At 69.8% G+C, this 26,008-nt stretch carries 24 protein-coding genes, 1 tRNA gene and 1 pseudogene; 14 read left to right on the top strand and 12 right to left on the bottom strand.

Features of this window, described 5'->3' with window-relative positions; all coding sequences use genetic code 11:
• Window positions 1-18: 18 nt before the first annotated feature.
• Window positions 19-1,212, bottom strand: coding sequence for an ABC transporter substrate-binding protein (locus MTDSW087_RS04175; protein ID WP_144760510.1), 1,194 nt, complete (start codon window positions 1,210-1,212; stop codon window positions 19-21).
• A 304-nt stretch (window positions 1,213-1,516) separates the two neighbouring features.
• Here MTDSW087_RS04175 and MTDSW087_RS04170 point away from each other — a divergent pair, with 304 nt between their 5' ends.
• Window positions 1,517-2,479: a LysR family transcriptional regulator gene (locus tag MTDSW087_RS04170; protein WP_144760507.1), complete on the top strand. Its 963-nt coding sequence runs from the start codon at window positions 1,517-1,519 to the stop codon at window positions 2,477-2,479.
• Between the two features lie 67 nt (window positions 2,480-2,546).
• Here the strand turns inward: MTDSW087_RS04170 and MTDSW087_RS04165 are convergent, their stop codons facing one another.
• From MTDSW087_RS04165 to MTDSW087_RS04155, 3 genes and pseudogenes are all read right to left on the bottom strand, one after another.
• The gene (locus MTDSW087_RS04165; protein ID WP_238179430.1) at window positions 2,547-2,954 is read right to left on the bottom strand and encodes a hypothetical protein; all 408 of its coding nucleotides are present in this window, start codon (window positions 2,952-2,954) and stop codon (window positions 2,547-2,549) included.
• Between the two features lie 153 nt (window positions 2,955-3,107).
• Window positions 3,108-3,617 (bottom strand): peptide-methionine (S)-S-oxide reductase MsrA, encoded by a 510-nt coding sequence (gene msrA / locus MTDSW087_RS04160; RefSeq protein WP_144760786.1) that lies wholly within the window; start codon window positions 3,615-3,617, stop codon window positions 3,108-3,110.
• A 94-nt stretch (window positions 3,618-3,711) separates the two neighbouring features.
• Window positions 3,712-3,989, bottom strand: a pseudogene (locus tag MTDSW087_RS04155) (LysR family transcriptional regulator); the annotation flags it as partial.
• Here MTDSW087_RS04155 and MTDSW087_RS04150 point away from each other — a divergent pair.
• Entirely contained in the window at window positions 3,982-4,230 is a 249-nt protein-coding gene (locus MTDSW087_RS04150) for a tyrosine-type recombinase/integrase (protein ID WP_144760501.1), read from the top strand. The pseudogene MTDSW087_RS04155 and the gene MTDSW087_RS04150 overlap by 8 nt on opposite strands.
• A gap of 55 nt (window positions 4,231-4,285) precedes the next feature.
• Here MTDSW087_RS04150 and MTDSW087_RS04145 read toward each other — a convergent pair.
• Window positions 4,286-4,361, bottom strand: a tRNA-Glu gene (locus MTDSW087_RS04145).
• A gap of 90 nt (window positions 4,362-4,451) precedes the next feature.
• Between MTDSW087_RS04145 and MTDSW087_RS04140 the strand changes: the two genes are divergently transcribed.
• The 4 genes from MTDSW087_RS04140 to MTDSW087_RS04125 all read left to right on the top strand — a co-directional run bounded on the left by MTDSW087_RS04140 (window position 4,452) and on the right by MTDSW087_RS04125 (window position 8,248).
• Window positions 4,452-5,441 carry an RluA family pseudouridine synthase gene (locus MTDSW087_RS04140; RefSeq protein ID WP_373322019.1) on the top strand — a complete coding sequence of 330 codons (990 nt, stop codon included), beginning with the start codon at window positions 4,452-4,454 and terminating at the stop codon, window positions 5,439-5,441.
• Between the two features lie 282 nt (window positions 5,442-5,723).
• Window positions 5,724-6,608, top strand: coding sequence for an RNA polymerase sigma factor RpoH (gene rpoH / locus MTDSW087_RS04135; RefSeq protein WP_144760499.1), 885 nt, complete (start codon window positions 5,724-5,726; stop codon window positions 6,606-6,608).
• A gap of 279 nt (window positions 6,609-6,887) precedes the next feature.
• Window positions 6,888-7,388, top strand: a complete 501-nt coding sequence (locus MTDSW087_RS04130; protein WP_186383725.1) for a hypothetical protein — start codon at window positions 6,888-6,890, stop codon at window positions 7,386-7,388.
• A gap of 458 nt (window positions 7,389-7,846) precedes the next feature.
• Window positions 7,847-8,248, top strand: a complete 402-nt coding sequence (locus MTDSW087_RS04125) for a hypothetical protein (RefSeq protein ID WP_144760496.1) — start codon at window positions 7,847-7,849, stop codon at window positions 8,246-8,248.
• A 319-nt stretch (window positions 8,249-8,567) separates the two neighbouring features.
• Here MTDSW087_RS04125 and MTDSW087_RS04120 read toward each other — a convergent pair whose 3' ends face one another.
• The 3 genes from MTDSW087_RS04120 to MTDSW087_RS04110 form a co-directional block, all read right to left on the bottom strand.
• Window positions 8,568-10,367: a methanol/ethanol family PQQ-dependent dehydrogenase gene (locus tag MTDSW087_RS04120; RefSeq protein ID WP_144760493.1), complete on the bottom strand. Its 1,800-nt coding sequence runs from the start codon at window positions 10,365-10,367 to the stop codon at window positions 8,568-8,570.
• A 60-nt stretch (window positions 10,368-10,427) separates the two neighbouring features.
• Complete coding sequence (locus tag MTDSW087_RS04115; protein ID WP_144760490.1) at window positions 10,428-10,679, bottom strand: hypothetical protein; 252 nt, start codon at window positions 10,677-10,679, stop codon at window positions 10,428-10,430.
• 76 nt (window positions 10,680-10,755) lie between these two features.
• Window positions 10,756-11,370, bottom strand: coding sequence for a cysteine hydrolase family protein (locus MTDSW087_RS04110; RefSeq protein ID WP_144760489.1), 615 nt, complete (start codon window positions 11,368-11,370; stop codon window positions 10,756-10,758).
• A gap of 540 nt (window positions 11,371-11,910) precedes the next feature.
• On the opposite strand from MTDSW087_RS04110, the gene MTDSW087_RS04105 reads away from it, so the two are divergent.
• Entirely contained in the window at window positions 11,911-12,267 is a 357-nt protein-coding gene (locus tag MTDSW087_RS04105; RefSeq protein ID WP_342353831.1) for a response regulator, read from the top strand.
• Between the two features lie 34 nt (window positions 12,268-12,301).
• On the opposite strand, the gene MTDSW087_RS04100 is transcribed toward MTDSW087_RS04105, so the two are convergent.
• On the bottom strand, window positions 12,302-13,522 hold the full coding sequence (locus MTDSW087_RS04100; protein ID WP_244948370.1) for an MFS transporter: 1,221 nt from the start codon (window positions 13,520-13,522) through the stop codon (window positions 12,302-12,304).
• 366 nt (window positions 13,523-13,888) lie between these two features.
• Here MTDSW087_RS04100 and MTDSW087_RS04095 point away from each other — a divergent pair, with 366 nt between their 5' ends.
• The 4 genes from MTDSW087_RS04095 (at window position 13,889) to dksA (ending at window position 18,207) form a co-directional block, all read left to right on the top strand.
• Entirely contained in the window at window positions 13,889-15,052 is a 1,164-nt protein-coding gene (locus MTDSW087_RS04095) for an acyl-CoA dehydrogenase family protein (RefSeq protein WP_144760480.1), read from the top strand.
• Window positions 15,053-15,166: 114 nt separating this feature from the next.
• Complete coding sequence (locus MTDSW087_RS04090; protein WP_144760477.1) at window positions 15,167-16,540, top strand: MBOAT family O-acyltransferase; 1,374 nt, start codon at window positions 15,167-15,169, stop codon at window positions 16,538-16,540.
• 4 nt (window positions 16,541-16,544) lie between these two features.
• Window positions 16,545-17,567, top strand: coding sequence for a hypothetical protein (locus MTDSW087_RS04085; protein ID WP_144760474.1), 1,023 nt, complete (start codon window positions 16,545-16,547; stop codon window positions 17,565-17,567).
• 220 nt (window positions 17,568-17,787) lie between these two features.
• A complete protein-coding gene (gene dksA / locus MTDSW087_RS04080; RefSeq protein ID WP_144760471.1) occupies window positions 17,788-18,207 on the top strand; it encodes an RNA polymerase-binding protein DksA in 420 nt (139 codons plus the stop codon).
• A gap of 797 nt (window positions 18,208-19,004) precedes the next feature.
• Here the strand turns inward: dksA and MTDSW087_RS04075 are convergent.
• Window positions 19,005-21,215, bottom strand: coding sequence for a GAF domain-containing protein (locus MTDSW087_RS04075; protein WP_144760469.1), 2,211 nt, complete (start codon window positions 21,213-21,215; stop codon window positions 19,005-19,007).
• Between the two features lie 199 nt (window positions 21,216-21,414).
• Window positions 21,415-22,386: a polyprenyl synthetase family protein gene (locus MTDSW087_RS04070; RefSeq protein ID WP_144760466.1), complete on the bottom strand. Its 972-nt coding sequence runs from the start codon at window positions 22,384-22,386 to the stop codon at window positions 21,415-21,417.
• A gap of 87 nt (window positions 22,387-22,473) precedes the next feature.
• Here MTDSW087_RS04070 and mtgA point away from each other — a divergent pair, with 87 nt between their 5' ends.
• Window positions 22,474-23,196: a monofunctional biosynthetic peptidoglycan transglycosylase gene (mtgA, locus tag MTDSW087_RS04065; protein WP_238178588.1), complete on the top strand. Its 723-nt coding sequence runs from the start codon at window positions 22,474-22,476 to the stop codon at window positions 23,194-23,196.
• A gap of 105 nt (window positions 23,197-23,301) precedes the next feature.
• Window positions 23,302-23,877, top strand: a complete 576-nt coding sequence (locus MTDSW087_RS04060) for a hypothetical protein (RefSeq protein WP_144760463.1) — start codon at window positions 23,302-23,304, stop codon at window positions 23,875-23,877.
• Between the two features lie 41 nt (window positions 23,878-23,918).
• On the opposite strand, the gene MTDSW087_RS04055 is transcribed toward MTDSW087_RS04060, so the two are convergent.
• Window positions 23,919-25,157, bottom strand: a complete 1,239-nt coding sequence (locus MTDSW087_RS04055) for an argininosuccinate synthase (RefSeq protein ID WP_144760461.1) — start codon at window positions 25,155-25,157, stop codon at window positions 23,919-23,921.
• A 211-nt stretch (window positions 25,158-25,368) separates the two neighbouring features.
• Here MTDSW087_RS04055 and MTDSW087_RS04050 point away from each other — a divergent pair, with 211 nt between their 5' ends.
• Complete coding sequence (locus MTDSW087_RS04050; RefSeq protein ID WP_144760458.1) at window positions 25,369-25,995, top strand: 2-hydroxychromene-2-carboxylate isomerase; 627 nt, start codon at window positions 25,369-25,371, stop codon at window positions 25,993-25,995.
• Window positions 25,996-26,008 lie beyond the last annotated feature (13 nt).

The raw sequence follows: 26,008 nt of genomic DNA, 5'->3' as shown, positions 1-26,008 counted from the left end.
GTCGGGCGGCACGCGCCGTCAGTTCGTCTTGCCGTAGGGGGTCTGCGCGATCGGAAGCAGCTTGCCGTCGGACCAGACGGTGAGCTTGTAGTAGCTCGGCAGGATCGCGTCCTGGCGCTCGGGGTCGGCGGCGTCGAAGGCCGGGTCGTACTTGGCGACGAGGCCGTCGTACTTGACCTGGTAGAGGGCCTCGCGGACCTTCTTCCAATCGTAGGCGCCCGCCTTCTCGATCGCCTGCGCCACGATGTGGATGGCGTCGTAGGCATTGGCGATGCCTGAGCCCATCTTGATCTGGGACGGGTCCTTGAGGCCGTACTTCGCCTGGATCTTCTGCCAGAGCGCCTGACCGCGCGGGTCGAGTTCGCCCATGAAGCTGTAGGTCTGCACCACCTCGACGCCGTTGGCGAGGGGGCCGGCCAGCTCGCCGAGATTGCCGGCGATGCCCCAGGCACCGATCACGGTCGGCTTGTAGCCGACCTTGTCCATGGAGCGGACGAGCTGGTTGCCCTCGCGGTCGAGGGCCCAGAACAGGGCCACGTCGGCGCCGGCATCGCGCGCGCGGATCGCCTGCGGGGTCATGTCCTGGTCGTTCCAGTTGAAGGTCTCGGTAGCGACGAGTTCCTTGCCGGCCTTAGCGATGGCCGCCTTCACGTCCGGAACCGCGCCGTTGCCCCAGCCGGTATTCTCGTAGAAGAACGCGATCTTACCGGTCTTCGACACCTTCGAGGCCTGCTCGACGAGGAAGCGGGCGACCCATTTGTCCTTGGCCGAGACCCGGAACATGTAGTTCGGGCTGCGCCCGTTCTCGATCGCCTGCGTGTTGGCCGCGAGCACGCCGACGAAGGGAATGCCGATGGCGTGGACCGGCTCGACCTGCGCCACCGAGACGGTGGAGTGGTAGCCGCCCAGGATCACCACGCATTTGTCGGCGAGGGCGATGCGGCGGGTGTTGTCGACGCCGCGCGGCGGCGCACCGGCATCGTCGTACTGGACGAAGCGCAACGGCTTGCCGAGCACGCCACCCTTCGCGTTGATCTCCTCGATGGCGATCTCGGCGCCCATCTTGATGGCCTGCCCGCCGAAGGCCGCCGGCCCGGTGATCGCAGCGGAATTGCCGATGCAGGGCTCCTGCTGCGCCAGTGCCGCACCAGGGATCGTGAACGCGAGAGGCGCGGCCAGGAAGAGACGGCGCAAATACTTGTGCGCATCCATGCGGTGGGCTCCGATTTCCTGATGATGTCCCGGGTCCAGCCCCGATCCTCGATCGATAGGCGTCAGGCTACGCAACGAATACAACGGGCATCAAAGACCAATTTCCGATATGAGCTATTGGAAATTCCTATGAGTTTAGATCATAGGCGAAAATATGAGAGGCCTTCAGCCATCAAACTGTTGCGTTGCAATCATAAATCTTGATGCGATGCACATAGTTTACGCAGATTGCTCGGCGCTAGAGCAGTTTGACATCGCCGTGGAGTTCCCTGTCTCTTGACGAAGACCCTGGGTTAGGATCGCCATGGATCTTCGTCAGCTTCGTTACTTCGCGCAGATCGCAGAGAGCGGGAACGTCTCTCGGGCGGCTGAGGTGCTGCGAATCGCCCAGCCCTCGCTCAGCCAACAGATGCGCAATCTCGAGGATGAACTCGGTGTCGAGCTGCTATTCCGGCACGCCCGAGGGGTCACGCCCACGGAACTCGGGCTCAAGTTCTACGAGCACGCGCGACGTATCCTGCAGGAGGTCGAGCGGGCCAAAGAGGTCGTGCGCTCTCAGGCGACGAGCCCGAGCGGGCGCATCTCGGTCGGGTTGCCGACCTCAGCCTGCCGGGGCCTGTCGCTCCCTCTCCACCGGGCCATGTTGGAAGCGCTTCCCAACATCAGCCTCCATATCGTCGAGGCGATGACTGGTACCCTGGACGAGTGGATCCAGTCCGGACGCCTGGACGTCGCGCTGCTCTACGACCACAAGGCCTTTGAGCACGTGGCCTGGACCGAGATGATGGTCGAGGACCTGATGTTTGTGGTCCCCGCCTCCCACCCGCTGGCCGCGCGGCGCGAGATCGGGTTCGGCCAAGTCTTCCAGCAGGCACTCCCGGTCATCCTTCCCGGGCGTCCGAACGTCCTGCGTGCCGTGATCGAGCAGCTCGCGGCCCGTCACGACATCACACCGACGGCAACGGATTGCGAGAGCCTGCCCGCGATCGCCGAGCTCGTGCGCGCTCAAGCCTTCGCGGCCATCATGCCGCATTTCGCTCTGGCTGCGGAGATCGAGCGCGGCGAGATGGTTGCGATACCGATCGTCGATCCGACGCCATCCTGGCGGCTCTCGGTCGTGGTGTCCCAGCGAACCCTGAATGCCCGCGGCAGCGAGGCCGTTGCCGGAGTCCTGGCGGGCGTGATCGGAGATCTCGTCGAGCGTTCCGTGTGGCGCGCGCGCCTCAAGCCGACGGAGCGTCCCGCTCTTGTGCGCACGCGCGCCTGAACGGTGTTGCCTGCTTTCGGCTGCGAGCCAGCCAACGTGCGCGCACCCGGTTCGGCGAGGCTTACCGTCAGGGGCCCCGGGTGATCCGCGTCAAGATCGACTGCGACGGCACGCTTGCCGGGCCGCGCCGTGTGCGCCATCGCGACGAGATCGTCGAGCGACCTGATGGGCGTGCCGGACGCCTCGACCGCCGGTTCCGCCCCCGTCCAGGCATCGGTCTCCTCGTGGAAGATCGGGATGGTGCCGGTGATCTGCGGGTTGAACGAGGTGGATAGGAGGCGTAGGGCACCAGGCCGAAATCGAACTCGTAGCCGAGGCCCACGCGGTAGCTCAGCGCCGAGAAGCGCTGCTGGTCGATCGTGGTCCGGTTCAGCGTCGGCACCGGCAGGTTCGGGAAGTTGAACGTGCTGCGGATCTCTTGGTCGACCCAGTCGTTGCGCACGCTGCCCGTCAGGACGAAGCCGTTCCACTTCATCTGGTCTCGGAAGTAGAGGCCGGTCTGCTGCTGCAGGGCACGAGCCGAGAAGTTCGTCCGCTGCGGGATGGCGGATGTCGCCTACGCTCAAGCGCCGCGCGGGCTTGCTGATACCGCGTCCGGTCTGATCGACCGGACGCGGTATCAGACGTCCTAAGAGGCTGAAGAACGAGGCGGCAGCTTCCAATTCGGACGGACGAAGTGGCAGGTGTATCCATCGGGCCGGCGTTCCAGGTAGTCCTGGTGCTCCGGCTCGGCCTCCCAGAACGGACCGGCCGGTGCCACTTCGGTCACGACCTTCCCCGGCCACAGCCCGGAGGCGTCAACCTCGGCGATGGTGTCCTCCGCGACGCGGCGCTGATCCTCGTCGACGTAGAAGATGGCCGAGCGGTAGCTGAGGCCCCTGTCGTTACCCTGGCGGTTCAGGGTCGAAGGATCGTGGACCTGAAAGAAGAACTCCAGCATGCGCCGAAAGCTTGTATGGGCCGGGTCGTAGATGATCTCGATGGCTTCAGCGTGTGTGCCGTGGTTGCGATATGTGGCGTTCGACACGTCGCCGCCGGTGTATCCGACGCGCGTCGACACCACGCCCTCCTGACGCCGGATCAGGTCCTGCATGCCCCAGAAGCACCCGCCCGCCAGCACCGCCCTTTCCGTGCTCATCGTCATTCCCTGTACGTGTCTCCCGCGTCGTTCGTATATGGGGGCGTCGATGGCGCTTTGCCTCCCTTCGGTCGGCCGTCACGAAGGTTGGCGGTTCAGGCCGGATCTCAGGATAGGCCTTCAGGAAGGGCGGCACGATCCGGGGCAGCACGAGCCGCGCGGCGCTGACCGGCACGTTGAGCCTGAGAGTGCCGGCCGGTCGCGGAAGCCGTTCACGACATCGAGCGCCGCCTCGACCTCACTCGGGGCCGGAGACAGCCGTTCCAACAGGCGTGCGCCTGCCTCGGTCGGCGCAACGCTGCGCGTCGTGCGGTTGAGAAGCCGGCCGCCGAGCCGTGTCTCAAGCCTGCGGACGGCCTCGCTCATGTGCGACTCCATCACGGCAGCTGGCTTGCCGCTGGATGCTCAACCGCACGGCTTGCGCAAGGCTGCCGGCAGGCGCCTCGCCGAAGCTGGCTGTACTGCGCACGAGATCATGGCCGTCCTCGGCCATAGCACCCTCGCGCAAGCTGAGCGGTACACCCGCGAGGCGAACAGGGCGAACCTTTCCAGCGGCGCCATCACAAAGCTGGAGGGGTGGAAAGGGAACAGGGCTGCCCAAACCACATCCTAGCAGTTTGGGGCATATCCGAATTTTAGAAGGAGAGAGAATGACTTACGCAGGCAAGTGGCGCTCCCAAGGGGACTCGAACCCCTGTTTTCGCCGTGAGAGGGCGACGTCCTAGACCGCTAGACGATGGGAGCTTTCCTGCGGCGCGGGGTTCCTATAGCGACGCCCGAACGGGCGGGCAAGCCCGGATCGCAGCTTTTTCGAACGAGCTCGGAGAATCGGACGTGCAGGCAGGGGCGGCGGGGAGCGAGCGGCAGGGCGTGGTGGCCGCGGAGGCCGGGACCGCGCGCCTCGACCGGACGCTCGCGCTGATGTTCCCCGATCTCTCGCGCGCCCGCCTGCAGGACCTCGTCCGCGCGGGGCAGGTCCGGCGCGATGGCGCCGTGGTGCGCGATCCCGCCCTCAAGGTCGGGCCGGGCGCGGCGCTGGCCGTGACGATCCCGGAGGCGGCGCCCGCGATCCCGCAGGGGGAGGCCCTCGCCCTCGCGATCCCCTACGAGGACGACGACCTCGTGGTGGTGGACAAGCCGGCGGGCCTCGTCGTCCATCCCGCGCCCGGCCACGAGGGCGGCACCCTCGTGAACGCCCTCCTGGCTCATTGCGGCGACAGCCTCTCGGGGATCGGCGGCGTGCGGCGGCCCGGCATCGTCCACCGTCTCGACAAGGACACGAGCGGCCTGATGGTGGTGGCCAAGAACGATGCCGCGCATCGGGGCCTCGCCGCTCAGTTCGCCGACCATGGGCGCAGCGGCCCGCTGGAGCGGGCCTATCTCGCCCTGGCCTGGGGCATCCCGGAACCCGCCCGCGGCACGATCACCGCGGATCTCGCGCGCAGCCGGTACAACCGCGAGAAGATCGCGGTGGTCCGTCCCGGCGAGGGCCGCCATGCGGTGACGCACTACGCCGTCGAGGCGCGCTACGCGGAGGCGAGCCTCGTGCGCTGCCGGCTGGAGACCGGCCGCACCCATCAGATCCGCGTGCACCTGGCCCATATCGGCCATCCGCTCCTCGGCGATGCCGTCTATGGCGGAGCGTTCAAGACCAAGGCGGCGCGCCTGCCCGACGAGGCCCGCGCCGCGCTCGTCGCCCTGGACCGGCAGGCGCTGCATGCCGGGCTCCTCGGCTTCGCGCATCCGCGCACGGGCGAGCACCTGCGCTTCGAGAGCCCGGCGCCGGCCGAGCTCGCCCGGCTCGTCGCGGCCCTGGCGGCGTAACCGCCCGGGGCGGGGCGCGAAGTTCTGCGGGAGGGCGTTGCTGCGGCGGCACAGTCAAGGCAGGCGTCGGGACAGGTGCGCTGGGACCCCTCCCGCCGCGACCGTTCGTGGCAGGGTCAACCTCTTCAGTCCGTCACGCGTTGTTCACGACGTTCGGGGCGCGGACCCGCTACCGGCCTGAAGGCTTCCCCGGTACAGATGGGGATTCGGGAGGCCGGCTCAAGGAGCGGCCGTCCGCTTCACGCGTCCGCCCGACAGGGGGACCACCAAGGAGAGATGCATATGGCCGGCGCTTTACCCGTGCTCGCCAACGAAGGTGGGCTGTCGCGCTACCTCGACGAGATCCGCAAGTTTCCGATGCTGGAACCGTCGGAGGAGTTCACGCTGGCGAAAGCCTGGCGCGACGCCGGCGACCGCGAGGCCGCGCACCGGCTGGTCACCTCGCACCTGCGCCTCGTCGCCAAGATCGCCATGGGCTATCGCGGCTACGGCCTGCCGATCGGCGAGGTCGTGTCCGAGGGCAATGTCGGCCTGATGCAGGCGGTCAAGCGCTTCGATCCGGACAAGGGCTTCCGGCTGGCCACCTACGCCATGTGGTGGATCAAGGCAGCGATCCAGGAATACATCCTGCGCTCGTGGTCGCTCGTGAAGATGGGCACCACGGCCAACCAGAAGAAGCTCTTCTTCAACCTGCGCAAGGCGAAGGGCCGCATCTCGGCCCTCGATGAGGGCGACCTCAAGCCCGATCAGGTCAAGCAGATCGCCACCCGCCTCGGCGTCCCCGAGCAGGACGTGGTCGAGATGAACCGGCGCCTGTCCGGCGACACCTCGCTCAACGCGCCCTTGCGCGAGGAGGGCGAGGGCGAGTGGCAGGACTGGCTCGTGGACAACAGCCCGAGCCAGGAGACCGTGCTGGTGCGCGAGGAGGAGGGCCAGAACCGGCTCTCGGCGCTGCGCGACGCGCTCGGCGTCCTGAACCCGCGCGAGCGCCGCATCTTCGAGGCGCGCCGGCTCGCCGACGATCCGATCACCCTCGAGGATCTCTCGGGCGAGTTCGGCGTCTCCCGCGAGCGCGTGCGCCAGATCGAGGTGCGCGCCTTCGAGAAGGTGCAGGAAGCGGTCAAGCGCAACCTCGCGGTGCGCGAATCCGCCCAGCCCGGAGCCTGACCGGCCGATCCTTGCGAAGGCTCTTCCCCCGGTGCGCTGCCGGGGGAGGGTAGCCGCGCGCATCCGCACCCTGGCTGGGCTCCGACGGGATCCCATCAGACGTCGCGCGGGCATGACGATACCGTCTCCGCCATGTTCAGGCGGATCCGGCATCATCAAAAATCAATGCTCGGATGAGATACCTCATCCGGATGATAGTCAAATTTGCCGCAACTCCTGATGATGTCAAACGAAGCAGAACGCTTCGTCTGACAATGTAACAATCACGGGAGGTCGGACATGTTGCGCAGCCTTCTCATGCCCGCTGTGGTCCTGCCGGCGTTGACGCTCGTCGCGCCGGCGGTGGCGATGCCGATGTCGGGCACCTTCGATACCCATGTCGGCAAACAGGATGTCCGGCCGCTCGGGTCGCCCGATCGACTGGAGATCCAGCAGACCGGTTCGGGCATCAACCGCAGCCCGGGCCTGCCGCTCGACGGGGCCGCCGTGGGCATCAGCGAGATCGCGGTCCTGAAGCGCGGGAACGGGCCGGTCCAGGGCACGATCACCTTCAACACCCCGGTCGGCTCCACTGTCGGCACCTATTCCGGCAGGGTCTCCACCGATGCCCAGGGCCGCGTGACCGCGCAGGGCCGGTTCAGGACGCGCGACGCCAACGGCGCCTTCGCCGGCCTGAAGGGCGGCGGCACCTTCTCGACGGTCTTCACCTCGAAGACCGATGCCATCACGCAATGGTCTGGTGAGTTCACGCCGCCGACCGCGCAGCTGTCGAGCCGGTGAGACTCGGGCGCGGTGCTTGAGCGCTCTCCGCCGAAGTGGATACCGGTTCGGCGCAAGAGAGCGCGTCAAAACAGGAGCTTGGAGCCGTTCCCGATTGCAACGCGATCGGGAACGGCTCTAGCGCTAAGACATCGTTAACCATGCCGGCGTAACGCAGGCCTCAGGCTGCCGGTCACCGTCTCAACACCGGGGCAGCGTTCAACAGGCGATCCGAGCCCCACCCGCGCTCGGATCGCCTTTTCATTGGGACGGTCGCGAAGGGCTGTGCGTGCCTCCGCCAGGCCGATGATTTGTCGCGACAAAGGCTTGGCCGTCGTCTACGTAGGAAGTGCTGAGACTTTGCATCGAGAGTTCTCGCGGAGCTCCCGTCGCATTCCTGCGCGACGAGGACAGGCTTTCGGCGGCCGGAAGTCGCGTGGGGTGCTCTCGGTCCGTCGCGGCGCGGATCGGAGGGAGCCATGAGAGCGGTAATCGCGATCGCTGTTGTGGCACTGAGCGCTCTGCCGGCCTACGCCCAATCGCGGCGGCCCATGCTCTGTGTCGAGGAATCGGCCGTCGGCCTCGGCAACGGGATCGACGGCGAGGAGGCCAAGCCGGCGGTCTTCATCCGGCAGACCTTCTCGCTGACCGTCAGCGGCGACTACATGACCCTGATCTCGTCCGGGCGGTCCGAGTTCTACGAATGCTCGGCCGCGAATCCGCGCTTGAACGAGGGGCGGCCGCGCAACACGATCAAGTGCCAGAACGGCATCTACTTCATCACCCTGGATCTCGGCCGAAACCGGTTCGTCCGGGCGCAGCTGAACCCCGAGGATCGCACTGCGGTGCGCGTCAGCTATGGATCATGCAAGCCGATCTGAGCGAGGATGCGGAATTGGGGTGGGCCCATCACCGGGCTCGATGTCGTCGCCGCCGATCGCCGCGCGGATCGGGACCGGATTCATTCCAGCCGCATCAGCACGGCCGCGTAGCCGACGATGACGAACAGCATCAGCGTGACGAGAATGGGGTATCGTCCGCTCGACAGACGGCGGCGCATGGCGTCGGTGCTCTTGCTCATCGTTATCGACTCCGCGATTCCCGATGGCTCCCCAGCGCCTGTGTGAGGTTTAATACAGATTAATACCGACTGTCATTAGCGTTTGGTACAGTCCGGAGGATCGGCTGGCTCCGCCGCCTTCAGTCCGGAAGCGCGAAGACGGTGAGCTGGCCGCCGGCGGCAGTGTATTGCGACAAAGCCGCGTAGCCGCCGACTGCACCCGAACCGTCTGCCGGGTCCGTGAGTCCGGCCGCGAGGCCGATGCCCGCCCAGCCGCCGACGCCCGAGAGCACGGCGACGTATTGCTGTCCCTTGTGCCGATAGGTCGTCACGTTGCCGACGATGCCCGATGGGGTCTTGAACCGGTACAGCTCCCGGCCCGTCCGCGCGTCCACAGCCTTCAGGTAGCCTTCGAGCGTCCCGTAGAAGACCACGCCGCCGGCCGTGGCGAGCGCGCCCGACCAGACCGAGAACGGCTCGGGGATCGACCAGGCGATCCGGCCGGCCGTGCCGTCCCAGGCGATGAACGCGCCGGTCCGGCTCTCGCCGGCCGGCGGGTGGAGCGCCAGCGTCGCGCCGACATAGGGCTGGCCCGGCACGTAGCTCACGTGGAAGGGCTCGTAATCCATGCACATGTGGTTGGTCGGCACGTAGAACAGGCGCGTAGCCGGCGAATAGGCGGCGGGCTGCTGGTTCTTGGCGCCGAGCGCGCCGGGGCAGATCCCGGTGGTGGTCTCGTCCTCGCCCGCCTCCTCGGGGGCGTAGCGCTTCTCGACGATGGGCCGCCCGTAGCCGGGGCTCGCGGGATCCCGCTCGATGCGGCTCGCCCAGTTGACGCTCGGATCGAACTTCTCCGCCACGAGCAGGGCGCCCGTTGCCCGGTCGAGGGTGTAGCCGAAGCCGTTGCGGTCGAAATGCGTCAGGAGGCGCCGCCGCTCGCCGCCGATCTCCTGCTCGGTCAGGATCATCTCGTTGACGCCGTCATAGTCCCACTGGTCGTGGGGCGTCATCTGGTAGGCCCAGCGCGCCACCCCCGTATCCGCGTCGCGGGCCAGGATCGCCATCGCCCATTTGTTGTCGCCGGGGCGCTGGGCCGGGTTCCAGGTCGAGGGATTGCCGGTGCCGTAATAGACGAGGTTCAGCTCCGGATCGTAGGAGAACCAGCCCCAGCTGCAGCCGCCGCCGATCCGCCACTGGTCGCCCTCCCAGCTCCGGAGCGAGGAATCCGGCCCGACCGGTCGCCCGAGCATCGTGGTCCGCTCCGGATCGAACAGGATGTCGGCATCGGGGCCGGTGGCGTAGGCGCGCCAGATTTGCCGGCCGGTCGCCTGATCGTAGGCGGTGACGTGGCAGCGGGCGCCGTACTCGCCGCCCGAGATGCCGACGATCAGCTTGTCCTTCACGGGCAGCACCGTCGCCGTGTTGGTCTCGCCGCGGGCCGGGTCGCCGTTGCGCACGGACCAGAGGACCCGGCCGCTGCCGGGATCGAGGGCGACCACCGTGGTGTCCGCCTGATGCAGGAACAGGCGGCCATTGGCGTAGGCGAGGCCGCGATAGACCGTGTCGCAGCACATCACCGGGATCACGTCCGCACCCTGCCGCGGGCTGTAGCGCCAGAGGATCCGGCCGTCATGGTCGACGTCGAGGGCGTAGACCGTGTTCGGGAACGGCGTGTGCACGTACATCACCGAGCCGACGACGATCGGCGCGCCCTCGTGGCCGCGCAGCACGCCTGTCGAGAAGGTCCAGGCCACCTTGAGGCGCCCGACATTGCCCGCGTCGATCTGGTCGAGCGGCGAGAAGCGGGTGTTGGCGTAGTCGAGGGTCTGCAGGACCGGGCCGTCCGCCGGCTCGGCCCGCGCCGCCGTCGCGGCACCGAGGAGGGCGAGCGCCGCGAGCAGGCGAGACAGGCGGCTGGGCACGGCGGAGCTTCGGGACATGGCGGAGCTGTGCCTCCTCCGAGGCCGCCCCGGCAAGGGCGTGGTCGCGTCCTGCGGCAATCAGGCCGAGGGCTCGGACAGGCGCGCCCGGTGCCGTTCCAGGGTGTCGAGCAGGATCGGCATGAAGGCCGAGCCCGCATCGAGGCCTGCCACTGCGCGCTCCAGCACGCCGAGGGCCTCCGCCTGTGCATCGAGCCCCTCGAAGGAGGCGAGATAGGCCCAGATCGCCGCATCGGCCTCGCCGGCATTGACCGGCTGCTCGGCGGCGAGCAGACCCGCGAAGGTCCGCAGGGTTTCCTGAAGGCGTGTCATCGCGGTGGCTCGCACATGGGTCGGTTGGCGCGGTGCGGACCGGAGACCGGGCTCGCCGCCGGTGTCGATGCTCCGGTCACGGTGTGGCGGGCCAGGCATCGAGGATCTCCGCGGTCGGCGCGATCTCGATCTGCTCGCCGAAGCGGCTGGAATACAGCGTCACCATCGCGTCGTAGGTCTCATCGGCGGAGCTGCACACGGCGTCGGCGGCGATGACGACCCGGTAGCCGCGGTCGACCGCGCCGAGCACGGTCGCCAGCACGCAGACATCGGTCTCGCCGCCCGTGACGACGACGGCCTCGGTCCCCTGCAGGAGCGCCGCGAAGCCGGGCTCGATCCAGGGCGAGTAGGTCCGCTTGTCGAAGACCCGCGCCGGCGGCACCCGGGCGGCGAGGCTCGGCAGCAGGTCGACCATGCCGGCCGGGAGCCGATCCAGGGTCATGTCCGGCCAGCGCTCGTAGTAGCGCCGCCACGTGCCGGTGCAGGCGCCGGCATTCTCGGCCGGAACGAAGCGGGTGAAGATCGTGCGATGCGCCTGCCATGCGGCGATGCGCTCAATCGCGGGCAGGATCCGGCGCAGCCAGGGCGTGTGCCAGTCCGTCTCCTCGGCGAACATGCGTTGCGCATCGACGCAGAGATGAACCGTCCGCTCGTCCAGGGCGCCGAAGCGCAGTCCCAATCCGGGCTGCATCGCGATTCCCGTCTCCCATTCTCGAAGGCCGTTATCCGGATCTGCCCGTCGCCGCGCCGCACGCCCGTCGCGCACGGGCCGGTCCGATCACGGCGGCACGCAAGGGTTGTGTCGGCTCTGTCGCCCGGACCCGGACGGAACCGATGGGTTCCGCCATTGCTGCTAGGGGCTGAACCTCAGGGCGCCGGGGCGGTTCCGATCGATGTGAAGCAATGAGCGGCCAAGCATTTCACCAAGCACTTCACGTTGCCGCATATTGCTGCGAGCGGTCGAGTTCGTCCGCGGGCGTTTGATCTGGATCAATGATCATCTCTGCCGATCGGTGTGGATGCACGTGACCGAGACGCAAAAAATATCGTGATTTTTGAGGTGCCGCCCGTTTCGTGTCTGAGCGGGCATGCCATCTATACTCAAACGCTGTGCGCCGGATCACTCCAGCGGAGCGGCTGCGGAACGTGCGGATCCGGCGTGCGAGCGACGGAGGAGGAGGCTGCGGCGATGGATAGGGGCGGGATCTTAGCCGGCTGCCACGTACTTGTGGTGGAAGACGACTACTTCATCATGGACGACCTCCGGCACGGGCTGGAACGGCTGGGCGCCACAGTGCTCGGCCCGGCCAGCAGCGTGGCGGATGCGCTCGACATCGCGGGCGCGACGCCGCGCATCGACGCGGCTGTCCTCGACATCAACCTGCATGGCGAGATGGCCTTCGCGGTCGCCGACGCCCTGCGCGCGCGGGGCGTGCCGATCGTCTTCGCCACCGGATACGATCGCGGGATGCTTCCGCCTGCCGATTCCCGCACGATCCATTGCGAGAAGCCGGTGGAGCCGGAGGCGGTGGCGCGGGCCGTGGCCGCTTGCGCGCTGCAACGGGCGGACGAGCCCGTGGCGGGCTGACCGGCGGCAAGCCGATCAGCCGAGCCGAAGCCGCTCAGCCCCGCCGCTCCGCCAGGGTGCGGCGGGCGACGAACAGCGACAGGGCGAGGTTCAGGGCCGCGATCCCCAGCATGATGTCGAGCAGGGCGTCGAGGCCGAGCCAGTCCGAGAGGGCGCCGCAGGCCACGGGCGTCGCCGCCTGCCCGAAGAGGGGAAGGCGGGCCAGCCGGCCCATCACCGCGGCGTAGTCCTGCTGGCCGTAGAGGGCGAGCGGCAGGGTGCCGCGCACCACCGTGCGCATGCCGTTGCCGGCCCCGTAGAGGATGATGGCGAGCCAGGCGAGGCCCGGGGCGACGGCGAGCAGCAGCAGGCCGAGCGCCACGCTGCCGCTGGAGACGAGGAGCGCCCAGATCGGGTGCGCGCCCCGCCCGAAGGCGAGTTCCAGGATGCGCGCGCCGACCTGCGACGGCCCGATCAGGGCGCTCAGGGCCACCGCCGTGCCGGCCGCGATGCCCTGGGCCTGCAGGAGCAGCAGCAATTGCACCGAGACCGCGGTCATCAGCACCGCCGCGGTGGTGAAGGTGACGGCCAGAACCCGCTCGCCGGGCAGGCGGGCCGGTGCCGCGGGCCGGGCCAGCGTCGCGGCGGCGACGGCCGGGACGGCCTCGGCGCGCGCCTGCCGGGGCAGGGCCCAGGCGAAGAGCGGCGCCACCACGGCGACCGAGAGGGCGGCATAGGCGAAGCAGGCGCCACGCCAGCCGATCTGGGCCACCATGGCGCTGGTGGCGGGCCAGCACAGGGTGACGGCGAAGCCCGAGGCGATGGCGATCTGGGTCATCGCGCCGCGCGCCGCCGACCCGTAGGCTTGGCCGATCGCCGCGAAGAGCGGGTCGTAGAGCGCGCCCGCCATGCCGAGGCCCATCACCGTCCAGGCGAGCAGGAAGACCGGCAGGTTCGGCGCCAGGCCCATCAGGACGAGCCCGGCGGCCATGGTCAGCGTGCCCGCGATCAGGACTGGGCGTCCGCCGTGCCGCCGGATCATGCGCCCGACCCAGGGAGAGAGCAGGCCCGAGATCAGGATCGCCAGCGACAGGGCGCCCACCACGACCGCCTGCGGCCAGCCGGTGGATTGCACGATCGGATCGGCCACCACGGCGATCAGGAAGAAGGAGCCGCCCCACAGGATGATCTGGGTGACGCCGAGCGCCGCATTGCCCGCGAGCGTCGGCGTGCCGCGCCGCGTGGCCGGGGCCGCATCGGGGGCAGGGTGGGACACGGCAGGCGATCTCCGGACGGGGTGGGGCAGGGGAGAGCGCCTCATACGACATCCGGGTGATCCCTTCGGGATGGCGGATGTCGCCTTCGCTCAAGCGCCGCGCGGGCTGGCTGATAACCGCGTCCGGTCTGATCAACCGGACGCGGTATCAGTGGCCCCGTCGAAGCCCGCGCGCAACCTCCGGCGCGCGCCCCCGGTGACGATATAACTTTCCGCTATAATGCGCTGTCGGAGGTTGTATTGGCGCCGGTCCGCTGCTCTCGCTAGGGCTCTCCTCCATCGAGAAGTCGATCGCGGCGCCGATCCGGGCCGGGCCATGCCGTTCCCGCCCGTCCGACGACACGACGAGTCAGGGAGCAGGCGCCGATGCAGACGATCGACCACGGGCGGCATCAGGACATCCGCGACGCGGTGCGCGCGCTCTGCGCCGAGTTCCCGCCCGAGTACCACCGGAAGATCGACGAGGCCCGCGGCTATCCGGAAGCCTTCGTCGACGCGCTGACCAAGGCCGGCTGGATGGCCGCCCTCATCCCCGAGGAATACGGCGGCTCGGGTCTCGGGCTCACCGAAGCCTCCGTGATCATGGAGGAGATCAACCGTTCGGGCGGCAATTCCGGCGCCTGCCACGGCCAGATGTACAACATGAACACGCTGGTGCGGCACGGCTCCGAGGAGCAGCGCCAGCGCTACCTGCCGAAGATCGCGGCCGGGGAACTGCGCCTGCAGTCGATGGGCGTGACCGAGCCGACCGCCGGCACCGACACCACCAAGATCAAGACCACGGCCGTGCGCAAGGGCGACCGCTGGGTGATCAACGGCCAGAAGGTCTGGATCTCGCGCATCCAGCACTCCGACCTAATGATCCTCCTGGCCCGCACCACGCCGCTCGATCAGGTCAGGAAGAAGTCCGAAGGCCTGTCGATCTTCCTCGTGGACCTGCACGAGGCGCAGAGGAAGGGCATGAGCGTCCGGCCGATCCTCAACATGGTCAACCACGAGACCAACGAGCTGTTCTTCGACGACCTTGAGATTCCGGCCGAGAACCTGATCGGTGAGGAGGGCCAGGGCTTCAAGTACATCCTCACGGGGCTCAACGCCGAGCGCGTGCTGATCGCGGCCGAGTGCATCGGCGACGGCTATTGGTTCATCGACAAGGTCTCGGCCTATGCGAAGGAACGCACCGTGTTCGGCCGCCCGATCGGCCAGAACCAGGGCGTTCAGTTCCCGATCGCGGAGAGCTTCATCGAGGTCGAGGCGGCCAACCTCATGCGCTACGAGGCCTGCCGCCTCTACGATGCCGGCGAGCCCTGCGGGGCGCAGGCCAACATGGCCAAGTACCTCGCCGCCAAGGCGAGCTGGGAGGCGGCCAATGCCTGCATCCAGTTCCACGGCGGCTTCGGCTTCGCGGCCGAGTACGACGTGGAGCGCAAGTTCCGCGAGACGCGGCTCTACCAGGTGGCGCCGATCTCCACGAACCTGATCCTCTCCTACGTCGCCGAGCACATCCTCGGCTTGCCCCGCTCCTTCTGACGAGGCCTGTCCGGCGCATGCGTCGGCCGGGCGCGATTGACGCCCCGGCCGCGATCCCCGACAAGGCGCGCCCACGACGTCTCTTGTCCGGCGCCGCCGCCGGTTCGGCGCCCGATGCTGTTCAACTCCTTCGTCTTCCTCCTGGCCTTCCTGCCGGCTGCCCTCGCGCTGCACGGGCTCGCCGAGCGCTACCGCCCCGCCTGGCGGCTGCCGGTGCTCGTCGGCCTGTCCTTCGTGTTCTACGGCTGGTGGGACCCGCGCTTCGTGCCGCTGCTGGCGGCCTCGATCCTGCTGAACTGGGGGATCGCCCGCGCCTTCCTCGCGGCGCCGCGGCCCTGGCTGATCCCGGGGGCGATCGCGGGCAACCTGCTGGTGCTCGCCCTCTTCAAGTATCTCGACTTCTTCGCCGACCTCGCGGACCTCCTCCCGGGCGTCGACCTCGCGCGGCCCGGCTGGGTGCTGCCGCTCGGCATCTCCTTCTTCACCTTCCACCACATCATGTACCTGACGGACCTGAGGGCCGGCCGCGCGCCGGGCTTCGGGCTCGTCAAGTACGCCCTCTACATCGCCTTCTTCCCGCAGGTTCTCGCCGGCCCGCTCGTGCGCTGGAGCGAGATCATGCACCAGTTCGACGAGCGCCCCTATGCGCGGCCGGACGCCGCCGAGCGGATCGGGCGCGGGCTGATGCTGCTCACCGTCGGGCTCGCCAAGAAGGTCTTCCTCGGCGATCCGCTGGCGGCCTACGTCAACCCGGTCTTCCAGGCGGCGGAGGTGGGGCGCGTGGTGAGCGCGGCCGAGGCCTGGCAGGCGGTGCTCGGCTTCACCTTCCAGATCTATTTCGACTTCTCCGGCTACACCGACATGGCGCTCGGCATCGCGCTGCTGTTCGGCATCGTGCTGCCGCAGAACTTCGACGTGCCCTATCGCGCCACTTCGCTCCGCGAGTTCTGGCGGCGCTGGCACATGACCCTGTCGCGCTTCCTGCGCGACTACCTCTACATCCCGATGGGCGGGAACCAGCGCGGGCTCGGCATCCAGGTCGGCGCGCTCTTCGCCACCATGGCGCTCGGCGGGCTCTGGCACGGGGCGGGCCTCACCTTCGTCGCCTGGGGGGCGCTGCACGGGCTCGGGCTCGGCGCCGGCACGCTGTGGCGGCGGGCGAAGCTGCCGATGCCGTCGCTCGCCGGCTGGGTCCTGACCAGCCTCTTCGTGGTGCTGACCTGGGTGCTGTTCCGGGCCGGCAGCTTCGGCGGGGCGCTGCGCATCTACGAGGGGCTCCTCGGCCTCGGGCCGGCGGGCGCCGGCTTCAAGTGGCGGGCCATCGCCGCCGCGGCCCTGGTCGCCATGGTCGGCCCCACCGCCTGGGCCGCCGTGCACCGCCTGCCGCCCCGGCGCGGCCTCGCCATCCTGTTCGGGCTCCTGTTCGTGGTCGTGCTCCTGAAGATCGGGGACGATGCGAACTACGAGTTCATCTACTTCCAGTTCTGACGCGATGGCGGCCCCTCCCTCCGGTCCGGACGCCGCCTGGGGCGGCTTCGCGCGGGGATTCCTCGTCTCCGCGCTCTGCCTCGTCGCGGGCTATCTCGCGCTGGCCTTCGCGCTCGACCCCTACGACAGCGGGCGCTCGCCGCTCGGCACGGTCGGGATCCGGCCGCAGGGACCGCGCACCGCCGCGGCGAGCCGCGGGCGCGATCCGGCCTTCCGGGGCGCGATCATCGGCAACTCGCACATCCAGCTCATCGAGCCGGAGCGGTTGAGCGGGCTCACCGGCATCCCCTTCGTGCAGCTCGCGATTCCCGCCACCGGGCCCGGCGAGCAATTCGTCGTCCTCGACTGGTTCCTGCGCCATCACCCGCATCCGCAGGCGATCGTGCTGGCGCCGGACGATTTCTGGTGCGGCGACGACCCGGCCTTCCGCAACGACAAGCCCTTCCCGTTCTGGCTCTTCGCGTCCGACCTGCCAGGCTACCTGCGCGGGCTGATGCGCTACGCCGTGGCGCAGGAGGTGATCGAGCGGATCGGCTGGCTGACGCGCAAGCGCCGGCCGCTCGCCCGGGCCGACGGCTGGTGGGATTACGAGCCGGACTATCTCCGGCTCGGCTTCGGTGAGGAGGCGCATCGGGCGCCCTATCGCGACAAGCCGGTGCCGGACGGGCCGGAGCGCGGCCGGGCCGGGCCGTTCCCGGCGGCCGACGCCTTGCGAGCGGCGCTGCGCGCGGTGCCGGCGCAAACGCCGGTTGTCGCCGTGCTGCCCCCGGTCGCCCACGCCGCGCTGCCCCGCCCGGGCACCCCGCGCGCGGCGGCGGAGGCCGCCTGCAAGGCCGCGATCGGCGAGGCGCTGGCGAGCCATCCGCGCAGCGCGCTCCTCGACTGGCGCCGGGACAGGCCCGAGGCGCGGGATCCGGACCTGTTCTTCGACGGGAGCCATTACCGGCACCCGCTGGCGCGGCGGGTCTCGGAGGACATCGCCGCGGCGATCGCCCGGCTGCGGGCCCCGACGGAGCAGGCCCCATGAGTCGGGTTCGCGATTCCGCGGGATCCCGTGGCCGGGAAGTCACAGCCGTCCGGCCTCGGGATTCCGTATCCGACCGTGACCGGGATGCCGCATCCGTGCGCGTCGTGTTGCCTCGGGTCCGAACCTTGCGTTCGTCTCCGTTGTGGCAAGACGGCGCCTCGACTATACGGCACGGGTTCATGGCCGTCAGCAGGCACAGACGCGAGTGTGAGGGCGACACATGGCGAAGGTAACGCTGGAGGAAGGTTACGCGCCTTCCGACGTCGAGCCCTTCATGAATGAAAGGCAGCGGGAGTACTTCCGGCGCAAGCTCTTGAGCTGGAAGAACGACATTCTCCGCGAGGCCCAGGACACGCTCGTCGCCTTGCAGAGCGAGAACGAGAACCATCCCGACATCGCCGACCGGGCCTCCTCGGAGACCGACCGGGCGATCGAGCTGCGCGCCCGCGACCGCCAGCGCAAGCTTACCGGCAAGATCGACGCGGCCCTGGCCCGCCTCGAGGACGGCTCCTACGGCTATTGCGAGGAGACCGGCGAGCCGATCTCCCTCAAGCGCCTCGACGCCCGTCCCATCGCCACCCTGTCGCTCGAGGCTCAGGAGCGCCACGAGCGCCGCGAGCGGGTCTACCGCGACGACTGAGCGCCCACGCGCCTTCGGCTCCGCGCGTCTGGTGATGCCGGAGGCTTGGCCGGAGAGGGAGACGCGGGACGCCGCGGAACCCTGAACGGTATGCGCAAACACCGGCTCCCCGGCGTCCCGCGGATGAGAGAGGCGTCCGGCCCAGTCTCATCCGATTTGAGCGTCGCGGTTTCTTGGATACCCGCCTGCATCGACCCCGACCTCGGATGGCCTGGTATCGGGGTTGGTCCCGCCAAAGCAGGGCGTCCCCCATCCCAGCCTCGTCCTCGGCAGACGTAACGTGTCCTGCACCCGGCCTCGTATTGGGCCCGGCATCGGTTCCTCGACCTGCAGGCCGGACTGTCGGCGCTGTCCCGTGTTCGTCCGGGCTGGCGCCGAGAACGGCCCTGTGTCGCGCAGAGGCGCCCGGGGCACCGGCTGACCGGCCGGCGACGCGGGAACCGCCGCGCTGTCCTGGTCCTTGCCGGCGGTCATCCGGCTCGGGCTCCCTGCTCACGGCGCGCCGGGTTGCAGGACCCGTCGCGCTGCGGGACAGCGCGTGGGCAGCTGCGTACGTGTTTTGTTCTCGTCTTTCAAGCTTATTGTCATAGAATGGGCCCGCTCTCCTCCCCGCAAGGGGGCGGGGAAGGCGCCTCTTCAGGACAATGGGTGGGGAGCGGCCCGCGGCGATGCCGGAGAAGGCGCAGGCCCCCTCTCCCGAACGGGAGAGGGGGCCTGCCGCGGGTCCTGCGTGCGTTCTGAAGCCGGTTTCCTCGCTCCCGACGCCTTCGGGGGCAACCGTCCCGGATCCAGCGCCCTCAGCCCCGCTCCCGCGCCGCGCGCGCCATGACGCGGCGCAGGACGCGGCCGACCTGCTCGGCCGAGTAGGGCTTGCTCAGGAGCTCGAATCCGTGGGCGTCGTCCTGGGCGAGCACGTGGCTGTAGCCCGAGGCGAGCAGCACCGGCAGGTGCGGGATCTTCCGCCGCAGCGCCCGGGCCAGGGCGATGCCGCCCATGCCGGGCATGACCACGTCGGAGAAGACGGCGTCGAACCCGGCCGCGTCCGGCCCGAGCTTGTCGAGGGCCTCCTCCGCGGTCACGGCCCAGGTGGTCTCGTAGCCGAGATCCCGCAGGATCTGCGTCGCGAAGCGGCCGACCTCCAGGTTGTCCTCGACCACGAGGACGTGGCCGCCGCCCGCCGCCGGCGCGGGGACCGCCTCCTGCTCCGCGGGCCGGATGTCGCCGTCCGGCTCGGCCTCGGGCAGGTAGAGGGTGAAGGTCGTGCCCCCGCCGACCGTGCTCACCACGTCGATGTCGCCGCCCGATTGCTTGGCGAAGCCGAAGACCTGGCTGAGCCCGAGCCCGGTGCCGCGGCCGACCTCCTTCGTCGTGAAGAACGGCTCGAAGATCCGCCCGAGCAGGCCCGCCTCCATGCCGCTGCCGGTATCGGACAGCGACACCGCGGCGAAGGGCAGCGGCGAGCCGCCATGCCCGCGGATCGGCGGCAGCGGACAGCCGCAGGTGAGGCGGAGCGTCAGCGTGCCCTCGCCCGCCATGGCGTCGCGGGCGTTCACCGCCATATTCACGAGCGCGGTCTCGAACTGGCTGAGATCGGCCCGCACGAAGCAGGCCCTATCCGGCCGCTCGGTCACCACCCGGATGCGCGCGCCGGTGACGGTGTCGATCATGTCGGCCACCCCGGAGAGCCGCCGGCCCACGTCGAAGACCTCGGGCTTCAGGGTCTGGCGCCGGGCGAAGGCGAGGAGCTGGCTGGTGAGCTTGGCGGCGCGGTCCACCGTGTCGGAGACCGCGTCCATGTAGCGGCGGCGGCGCTCCTCCGGCAGATCGGGCCGGCGCAGGAAGTCCACCGAGGAGCGGATGATGGTCAGCAGGTTGTTGAAGTCGTGCGCCACCCCGCCCGTGAGCTGGCCCACCGCCTCCATCTTCTGCGACTGGCGTAAGGCCGCCTCGGCCTCGGCGAGGCGGTCCGAGCGCTCTTCCACCCGCTCCTCAAGGGTCGCGTTGAGGGTGGCCAGCGCGGCGGCGGCCTCCCGCATCGCCGCATCCGCGCGCACCCGCTCGATATGCGCCCAGGAGCGCTCCGTCACCTCGCGGATCAGCGCGAGGTCGCTCTCCGACCACGTGCGCGGCAGCCGGTCGTGGATCGCCATCAGCGCGGTCAGGCGCCCGTCCTTGACGAGGGGCATGCAGATCGTGGCGGCGATGCCGATGGCCTGGAAGGTCGCCGCCTCCTCGGGCGCCAGCTCGCGCAGGTTGTCGTTGACGACGAGCGGCTCGCCCGCGCTCAGCCGGTCGACGGCGAGCCGCCCGAAATCGGCGAGGCTGTAGCGGCCGACGATGCTCGGCGCCCCCTTGCGCGGCCAGTCCCCGCGGATGGTGAAGCCGTCGGCATCCGCGTCCATGTCGGCATAGGCGCAGTTCGAGAGCTGGAGATACTCGGCCACCATCCGCGTGGTGGTGGCGAGGATCGCGTCGGCGTCCCGGGCGCCCGCGACGGCGCGGCCGAGCCCGTCGAGGAAGGCGAGGCGCTGGTTGGCGACGACGGTGGCCGTGGTCTCGGCCACGGTGTCGAGGATGCCGAGCACCCGGCCGGTCTGGTCGCGGATCGGGCTATAGCAGAAGGTGAAGTAGACCTGTTCCGGGCTGCCGCCGCGCTCCACCACGAGCGGGAAGTCCTCGACGAAGGTCGCCCGGCCCGCGAAGGCCGCCTCGGCGATGGGCTCGATCTCGTCCCAGGTCTCGGCCCAGACCGCGCTGAACGGCCGCCCGAGCGCGGAGGGCTTGTTGCCGAGGATGGGGAGGAAGGCGTCGTTGTGGAGGGTGATCAGCTCGGGCCCCCAGGCGATGGCCTGGGGGAAGCGCGAGCCGAGCATCAGCGCGACGGTGGTCTTCAGCGCGTCGGGCCAGGCCTCCACGGGGCCGAGCGGGGATCCATGCCAGTCGTGGCGCCGGATGGCCTCGCCCATCGCACTGCCGGCATCGAGGAAACGCGTCTGTTCGGATGGCATCGCCGATGTCGTGGAGGGCCCAGTTCGGAGAGGCAGCTCGACCGCGAGCAACCTCTCATAGACCGCAACCCTGGATGGTGGCGATAGATCCGTGATCCCAAGGGGATGCGTCCCTTTGGCGGGGTGCCGGGGCAGAGCCCGGGCCTAGGCCCGGGCTCTGCCCGGACCCGCGAAAGGGCTCGCCCTCACGAAACCCCGATCAGGCCTTGCGCGCCACCGTGAAGCGGGCGGCCTCGCGCAGCACCGCGGCGCCCGCGCCCCAGCGCGAGACCGCCTCGTCGCAGACGCCGACGAGCCGGTCGCACTCCGCCCGCGCCCCGTCGAGGCCGAGCCGGTCGACCAGCGTCGCCTTGCCGGCATCCTTGTCCTTGCCGGTGGCCTTGCCCATGGCCTCGGGGGAGGCCTCGCGGTCGAGGATGTCGTCGGCGATCTGGAAGGCCTGGCCCAGGGCGTGGCCGTAGCGCAGCAGCGCGGCGCGGGCATCCGGATCGGCCCCGCCGACGATGGCGCCGGCCTCCACCGAGAAGGCGAGGATCGCGCCGGTCTTCATCGCCTGCATGCGCAGGGTGTCGTCCACGCCGAGGCTGACCGCGCCGAAGCGGCCTTCCGCCGAGAGGTCGAGGAGCTGGCCGCCGACCATGCCGCCGAGGCCGGAGGCGCGGGCGAGGCCGAGGACGAGGTCGGCGCGGGCGGCCGGGTCCGCCTGCCAGCGCGGGTCGGCGGTCACCTCGAAGGCCAGCGTCTGCAGGGCGTCGCCGACCAGGATGGCGGTGGCCTCGTCATAGGCCTTGTGCACCGTGGGCTTGCCGCGGCGCATGTCGTCGTCGTCCATGGCCGGCAGGTCGTCGTGGACCAGGGAGTAGCAATGCACGAGCTCGACGCCCGCGCCCGCCGCCAGCGCCCCGGCCTCGGGGCCGCCCAGCATGCGCGCCGTCTCGATGGTCAGGAAGGGGCGCAGGCGCTTGCCGCCGCCGAGCACGGCGTGGCGCATCGCCTCCATCAGGCGCGGGGGCCGCGCGATCTCGCCCGGCCGCACCGTGGCGTCGAGCAGGTCGACCATGAAGCGCTCGACCGTGTCGGCGATGCCGGCGAGCCTGTGGGAAAACCCGTCCGCGCCCCCCTCCGCCTTGACCGATCCGGGGTTAGCCTGCGTTGAGGGGGAGGAGGTCATGGGAACGTGGCCTTGGGAGGAACGAGACGCGACGCTGTGCGGCCCGAGGATATCAGAGCGGAGCCGCGGCAAGGCGCGGCGCCCGGGGTGACGACTGCGCAGGAGCGGCCGCTGCATCCGGTGAAGCGGACGGGGCGCCCGCGCCGGCTGCGCCGTCTCGTCGGGCTGGTCCTGCTCGCACCGGGCATCGTGCTCGTTCTCACGCTCACGCTGGCGCTCGTCTATAGCGCCGTGACGCCGCCCTCAACCCTGATGCTCGGGCGCTGGCTGAGCTTGCGCCCCGTGACGCGCGAGGCGGTGCCGCTGGAGCGGATCAGCCCGAGCCTCGTCCAGGCGGTGCTGACCTCCGAGGACCAGCGCTTCTGCCTGCACAGCGGCATCGATCTCGGGGCGCTGCGCGACGCCATCGACGACGAGGACGGCCCGAGCCGGGGCGCCTCCACCATCACCATGCAGACGGTGAAGAACGTCTTCCTGTGGCCGGGCCCCTCCTACCTGCGCAAGGCCGTCGAGATCCCGCTCTCGGTGCTGGTGGACGCGCTCTGGGGCAAGCGGCGGACCATGGAGATCTACCTCAACGTCGCCGAGTGGGGCGACGGGATCTACGGCGCGCAGGCCGCCGCGCGGCACTGGTTCCGCAAGGATGCGCGCGACCTGACGCGCCAGGAATCGGCGCTGCTCGCGGCCTCCCTGCCGAACCCGATCCTGCGCAGCGCCGGCAAGCCGACCCCGGCGCTCCGCCGCATGGCGAGCCGCATCCAGGGCCGTCTCGGCCAGGTCGAGGGCCTGATGGCCTGCCTGCGCCCGTAGGTCCGGGACACTCCCCGAGACTCCGCCTCGGACCCTGCGGCAGGGAATGATCCCTTTCGAAACCCGGAATATCGGCTATGGAGCGGCACCCGAGAGGAGACGCCGATGTCCGAGCCCACCGAGATCACCCTGGAGCGGATCGCCCTGATCCGGCGCCTCGTGGTGGCCTGGAACCCGGAGGGGCACGGCGCGCCGATCGTCCATCCGGACGCGCCCTACGGCAGCACCGACCGCGACGGCGACATCGCCAACGTCACCGGCGACGACGAGGGGGCGGAGGAGGAGCACCGCGCGGTGGGCGCCGCGCTCGCCGCCTTCGTGCGGCACGCGGCCCTGAAGCCCGGCCGCTACACCTACCACAACCCGCTGGTGAAGCTCGACCCGGCGCGGACCGGCGACGTCTTCCGCGACGAGGCCGGCGCCGCGCCGGAGCAGATCACCTTCGACGTGGCGCCCGAGCACCTCGCCCTGATCCCGCATCTCGCCGTGCTGTGGGACGAGGCCCGGATGGTGCCGCTGGTCGATCCGGCCGCGCCCTACGGCGAGGCCGACCTGGAGGCCTCGATGCACCGCCGCATCGGCGGCGCCGAGGCCGACCTGGACCGCCTGCACCACGCCATGCAGCCGGCCCTGCAGATCTTCCTGCGCTACGCCGACATCGCGCCGGGCGACTACGCCTGATCGCCCGGGCGGCGGATGCGCCGCCGCCCGGGTCGCGCCGCTCAGCCCTCGCGCTTCTTGCGCTGGGCGAGGGTGCGCAGGCGCAGGGCGTTGAGCTTGATGAAGCCCGCCGCGTCGCGGTGGTCGTAGGCCACGGCGCCCTCCTCGAAGGTCACGAGGTCCTGGTCGTAGAGGGAGTTCGGGCTCTCGCGGCCGATCACGTGCACGCCGCCCTTGTAGAGCTTCAGCCGCACCGTGCCGGTGACCTTCTCCTGGCTCTTGTCGATGAGCGCCTGGAGCATCTCGCGCTCCGGCGAGAACCAGAAGCCGTTATAGATCAGCTCCGCGTATTGCGGCATGATCTGGTCCTTCAGATGCGCCGCGCCGCGGTCCAGCGTGATCGATTCGATGGCGCGGTGGGCCGGCAGCAGGATGGTGCCGCCGGGCGTCTCGTACATGCCGCGGCTCTTCATGCCGACGAAGCGGTTCTCGACGAGGTCGAGCCGGCCGATGCCGTTGGCCCGGCCCAGCTCGTTCAGCTTGGCGAGCAGCGAGGCCGGCGACAGCGCCTCGCCGTCGATGGAGACCGCGTCGCCCCGCTCGAAGCCGATGGTGATCACGGTCGGCTGGTCGGGCGCCTCCTCCGGCGAGAGGGTGCGGGAATAGACGTAGTCCGGCACCTCGATCGCCGGATCCTCCAGCACCTTGCCCTCCGAGGAGGCGTGCAGGAGATTGGCGTCCACCGAGAACGGGCTCTCGCCGCGCTTGTCCTTGGCGATCGGGATCTGGTTCTGCTCGGCGAAGGCGATGAGCTGCTCCCGCGAGCGCAGGTCCCACTCGCGCCAGGGCGCGATCACCGTGACGTCGGGCTTGAGCGCGTAATAGCCGAGCTCGAACCGGACCTGGTCGTTGCCCTTGCCGGTGGCGCCGTGGCAGACCGCGTCCGCGCCGACCTTCTCGGCGATCTCGATCTGCTTCTTGGCGATGAGCGGCCGGGCGATCGAGGTGCCGAGCAGGTAGACGCCCTCGTAGACGGCGTTGGCGCGGAACATCGGGAACACGTAGTCCCGCACGAATTCCTCGCGCAGGTCCTCGATGAAGATGTTCTCGTCCTTGATGCCGAGGAGCTGCGCCTTCTTGCGCGCCGGCTCCAGCTCCTCGCCCTGGCCGAGATCGGCGGTGAAGGTCACGACCTCGCAACCGTAGGTGGTCTGCAGCCACTTCAGGATGATCGAGGTGTCGAGGCCGCCGGAATAGGCCAGCACGACCTTCTTCACGGGCTTCTGGTCGGGAGCGGACATCGGGCGGTTCCGTCGTCTTCGGGCTGTCGCGGCAGGCTGTCGCGGTCGCGGGCGGCTTATCGCGCGGATCCGGCGCCTGCAACCGCCGGACCCTGCCGGGGGGATTCGCCCCGGCCCGGGAGCGCCCCATCTACTCCCTCGGGCCGCGCCGCCTTCCGCCCCGGCCGGTTCGCTCCTTGCTTCACCCCTCCCGTGCGGAGACGCTGCGCCCATGGCCCGCCAGCCAGCCATCGAGTTCTGGTACGAGTTCGCCTCGACCTATTCCTACCTCGCCGCCATGCGGATGGAGGCGGCTGCGGCCGAGGCCGGCGTCGCCGTGCGCTGGCGGCCCTTCCTGCTCGGCCCGATCTTCGCGGCGCAGGGCTGGACCTCCTCGCCCTTCAACCTCTACCCGGCCAAGGGCCGCAACATGTGGCGCGACGTGGAGCGGGAGGCCGCGCGGCTCGGCCTGCCGGCCCTGACCAAGCCCGATCCCTTCCCGCAGAACAGCCTCAGCGCCACCCGCGCGGCCGTCCTCGGCCAGGGCGAGGACTGGCTCGTGCCCTTCTCGAAGGCGGTCTACACGGCGAGCTTCGCGGAGGGGCGCTCCATCGCCGAGCCGGCCGCGGTGATCGGCATCCTCGATTCGCTCGGGCTCGACGGCACCCAGACCCTCAAGGCTGCGAGCGCCGAGGCGAACAAGACGCGCCTGCGGGTGGCCGGCGAGGAGGCGCGCTCGCGCGGCATCTACGGCGCGCCGAGCTTCCTCACCGAGGACGGCGAGCTGTTCTGGGGCAACGACCGGCTGGAACAGGCGCTGGCCTGGGCGGTCGGCGAGCGCTCCGGCGGCCTCCGTTAGGCCATATCCTCGG

Source organism: Methylobacterium dankookense (assembly GCF_902141855.1).
In the GTDB taxonomy this organism is placed as follows: domain Bacteria; phylum Pseudomonadota; class Alphaproteobacteria; order Rhizobiales; family Beijerinckiaceae; genus Methylobacterium; species Methylobacterium dankookense.
Note: the sequence above shows the minus strand (reverse complement) of the source record. Positions and strands in the feature narration are given on the sequence as shown.

Coding starts and splice junctions, on each gene's coding strand:
- MTDSW087_RS04175 (WP_144760510.1), bottom strand. CDS start 1,212: ATGGATGCGCACAAGTATTTGCGCCGTCTCTTCCTGGCCGCGCCTCTC.
- MTDSW087_RS04170 (WP_144760507.1), top strand. CDS start 1,517: ATGGATCTTCGTCAGCTTCGTTACTTCGCGCAGATCGCAGAGAGCGGG.
- MTDSW087_RS04165 (WP_238179430.1), bottom strand. CDS start 2,954: ATGAAGTGGAACGGCTTCGTCCTGACGGGCAGCGTGCGCAACGACTGG.
- msrA (WP_144760786.1), bottom strand. CDS start 3,617: ATGAGCACGGAAAGGGCGGTGCTGGCGGGCGGGTGCTTCTGGGGCATG.
- MTDSW087_RS04150 (WP_144760501.1), top strand. CDS start 3,982: ATGTGCGACTCCATCACGGCAGCTGGCTTGCCGCTGGATGCTCAACCG.
- rpoH (WP_144760499.1), top strand. CDS start 5,724: ATGGCCGGCGCTTTACCCGTGCTCGCCAACGAAGGTGGGCTGTCGCGC.
- MTDSW087_RS04130 (WP_186383725.1), top strand. CDS start 6,888: ATGTTGCGCAGCCTTCTCATGCCCGCTGTGGTCCTGCCGGCGTTGACG.
- MTDSW087_RS04125 (WP_144760496.1), top strand. CDS start 7,847: ATGAGAGCGGTAATCGCGATCGCTGTTGTGGCACTGAGCGCTCTGCCG.
- MTDSW087_RS04120 (WP_144760493.1), bottom strand. CDS start 10,367: ATGTCCCGAAGCTCCGCCGTGCCCAGCCGCCTGTCTCGCCTGCTCGCG.
- MTDSW087_RS04115 (WP_144760490.1), bottom strand. CDS start 10,679: ATGACACGCCTTCAGGAAACCCTGCGGACCTTCGCGGGTCTGCTCGCC.
- MTDSW087_RS04110 (WP_144760489.1), bottom strand. CDS start 11,370: ATGCAGCCCGGATTGGGACTGCGCTTCGGCGCCCTGGACGAGCGGACG.
- MTDSW087_RS04095 (WP_144760480.1), top strand. CDS start 13,889: ATGCAGACGATCGACCACGGGCGGCATCAGGACATCCGCGACGCGGTG.
- MTDSW087_RS04090 (WP_144760477.1), top strand. CDS start 15,167: ATGCTGTTCAACTCCTTCGTCTTCCTCCTGGCCTTCCTGCCGGCTGCC.
- MTDSW087_RS04085 (WP_144760474.1), top strand. CDS start 16,545: ATGGCGGCCCCTCCCTCCGGTCCGGACGCCGCCTGGGGCGGCTTCGCG.
- dksA (WP_144760471.1), top strand. CDS start 17,788: ATGGCGAAGGTAACGCTGGAGGAAGGTTACGCGCCTTCCGACGTCGAG.
- MTDSW087_RS04075 (WP_144760469.1), bottom strand. CDS start 21,215: ATGCCATCCGAACAGACGCGTTTCCTCGATGCCGGCAGTGCGATGGGC.
- MTDSW087_RS04070 (WP_144760466.1), bottom strand. CDS start 22,386: ATGACCTCCTCCCCCTCAACGCAGGCTAACCCCGGATCGGTCAAGGCG.
- MTDSW087_RS04060 (WP_144760463.1), top strand. CDS start 23,302: ATGTCCGAGCCCACCGAGATCACCCTGGAGCGGATCGCCCTGATCCGG.
- MTDSW087_RS04055 (WP_144760461.1), bottom strand. CDS start 25,157: ATGTCCGCTCCCGACCAGAAGCCCGTGAAGAAGGTCGTGCTGGCCTAT.
- MTDSW087_RS04050 (WP_144760458.1), top strand. CDS start 25,369: ATGGCCCGCCAGCCAGCCATCGAGTTCTGGTACGAGTTCGCCTCGACC.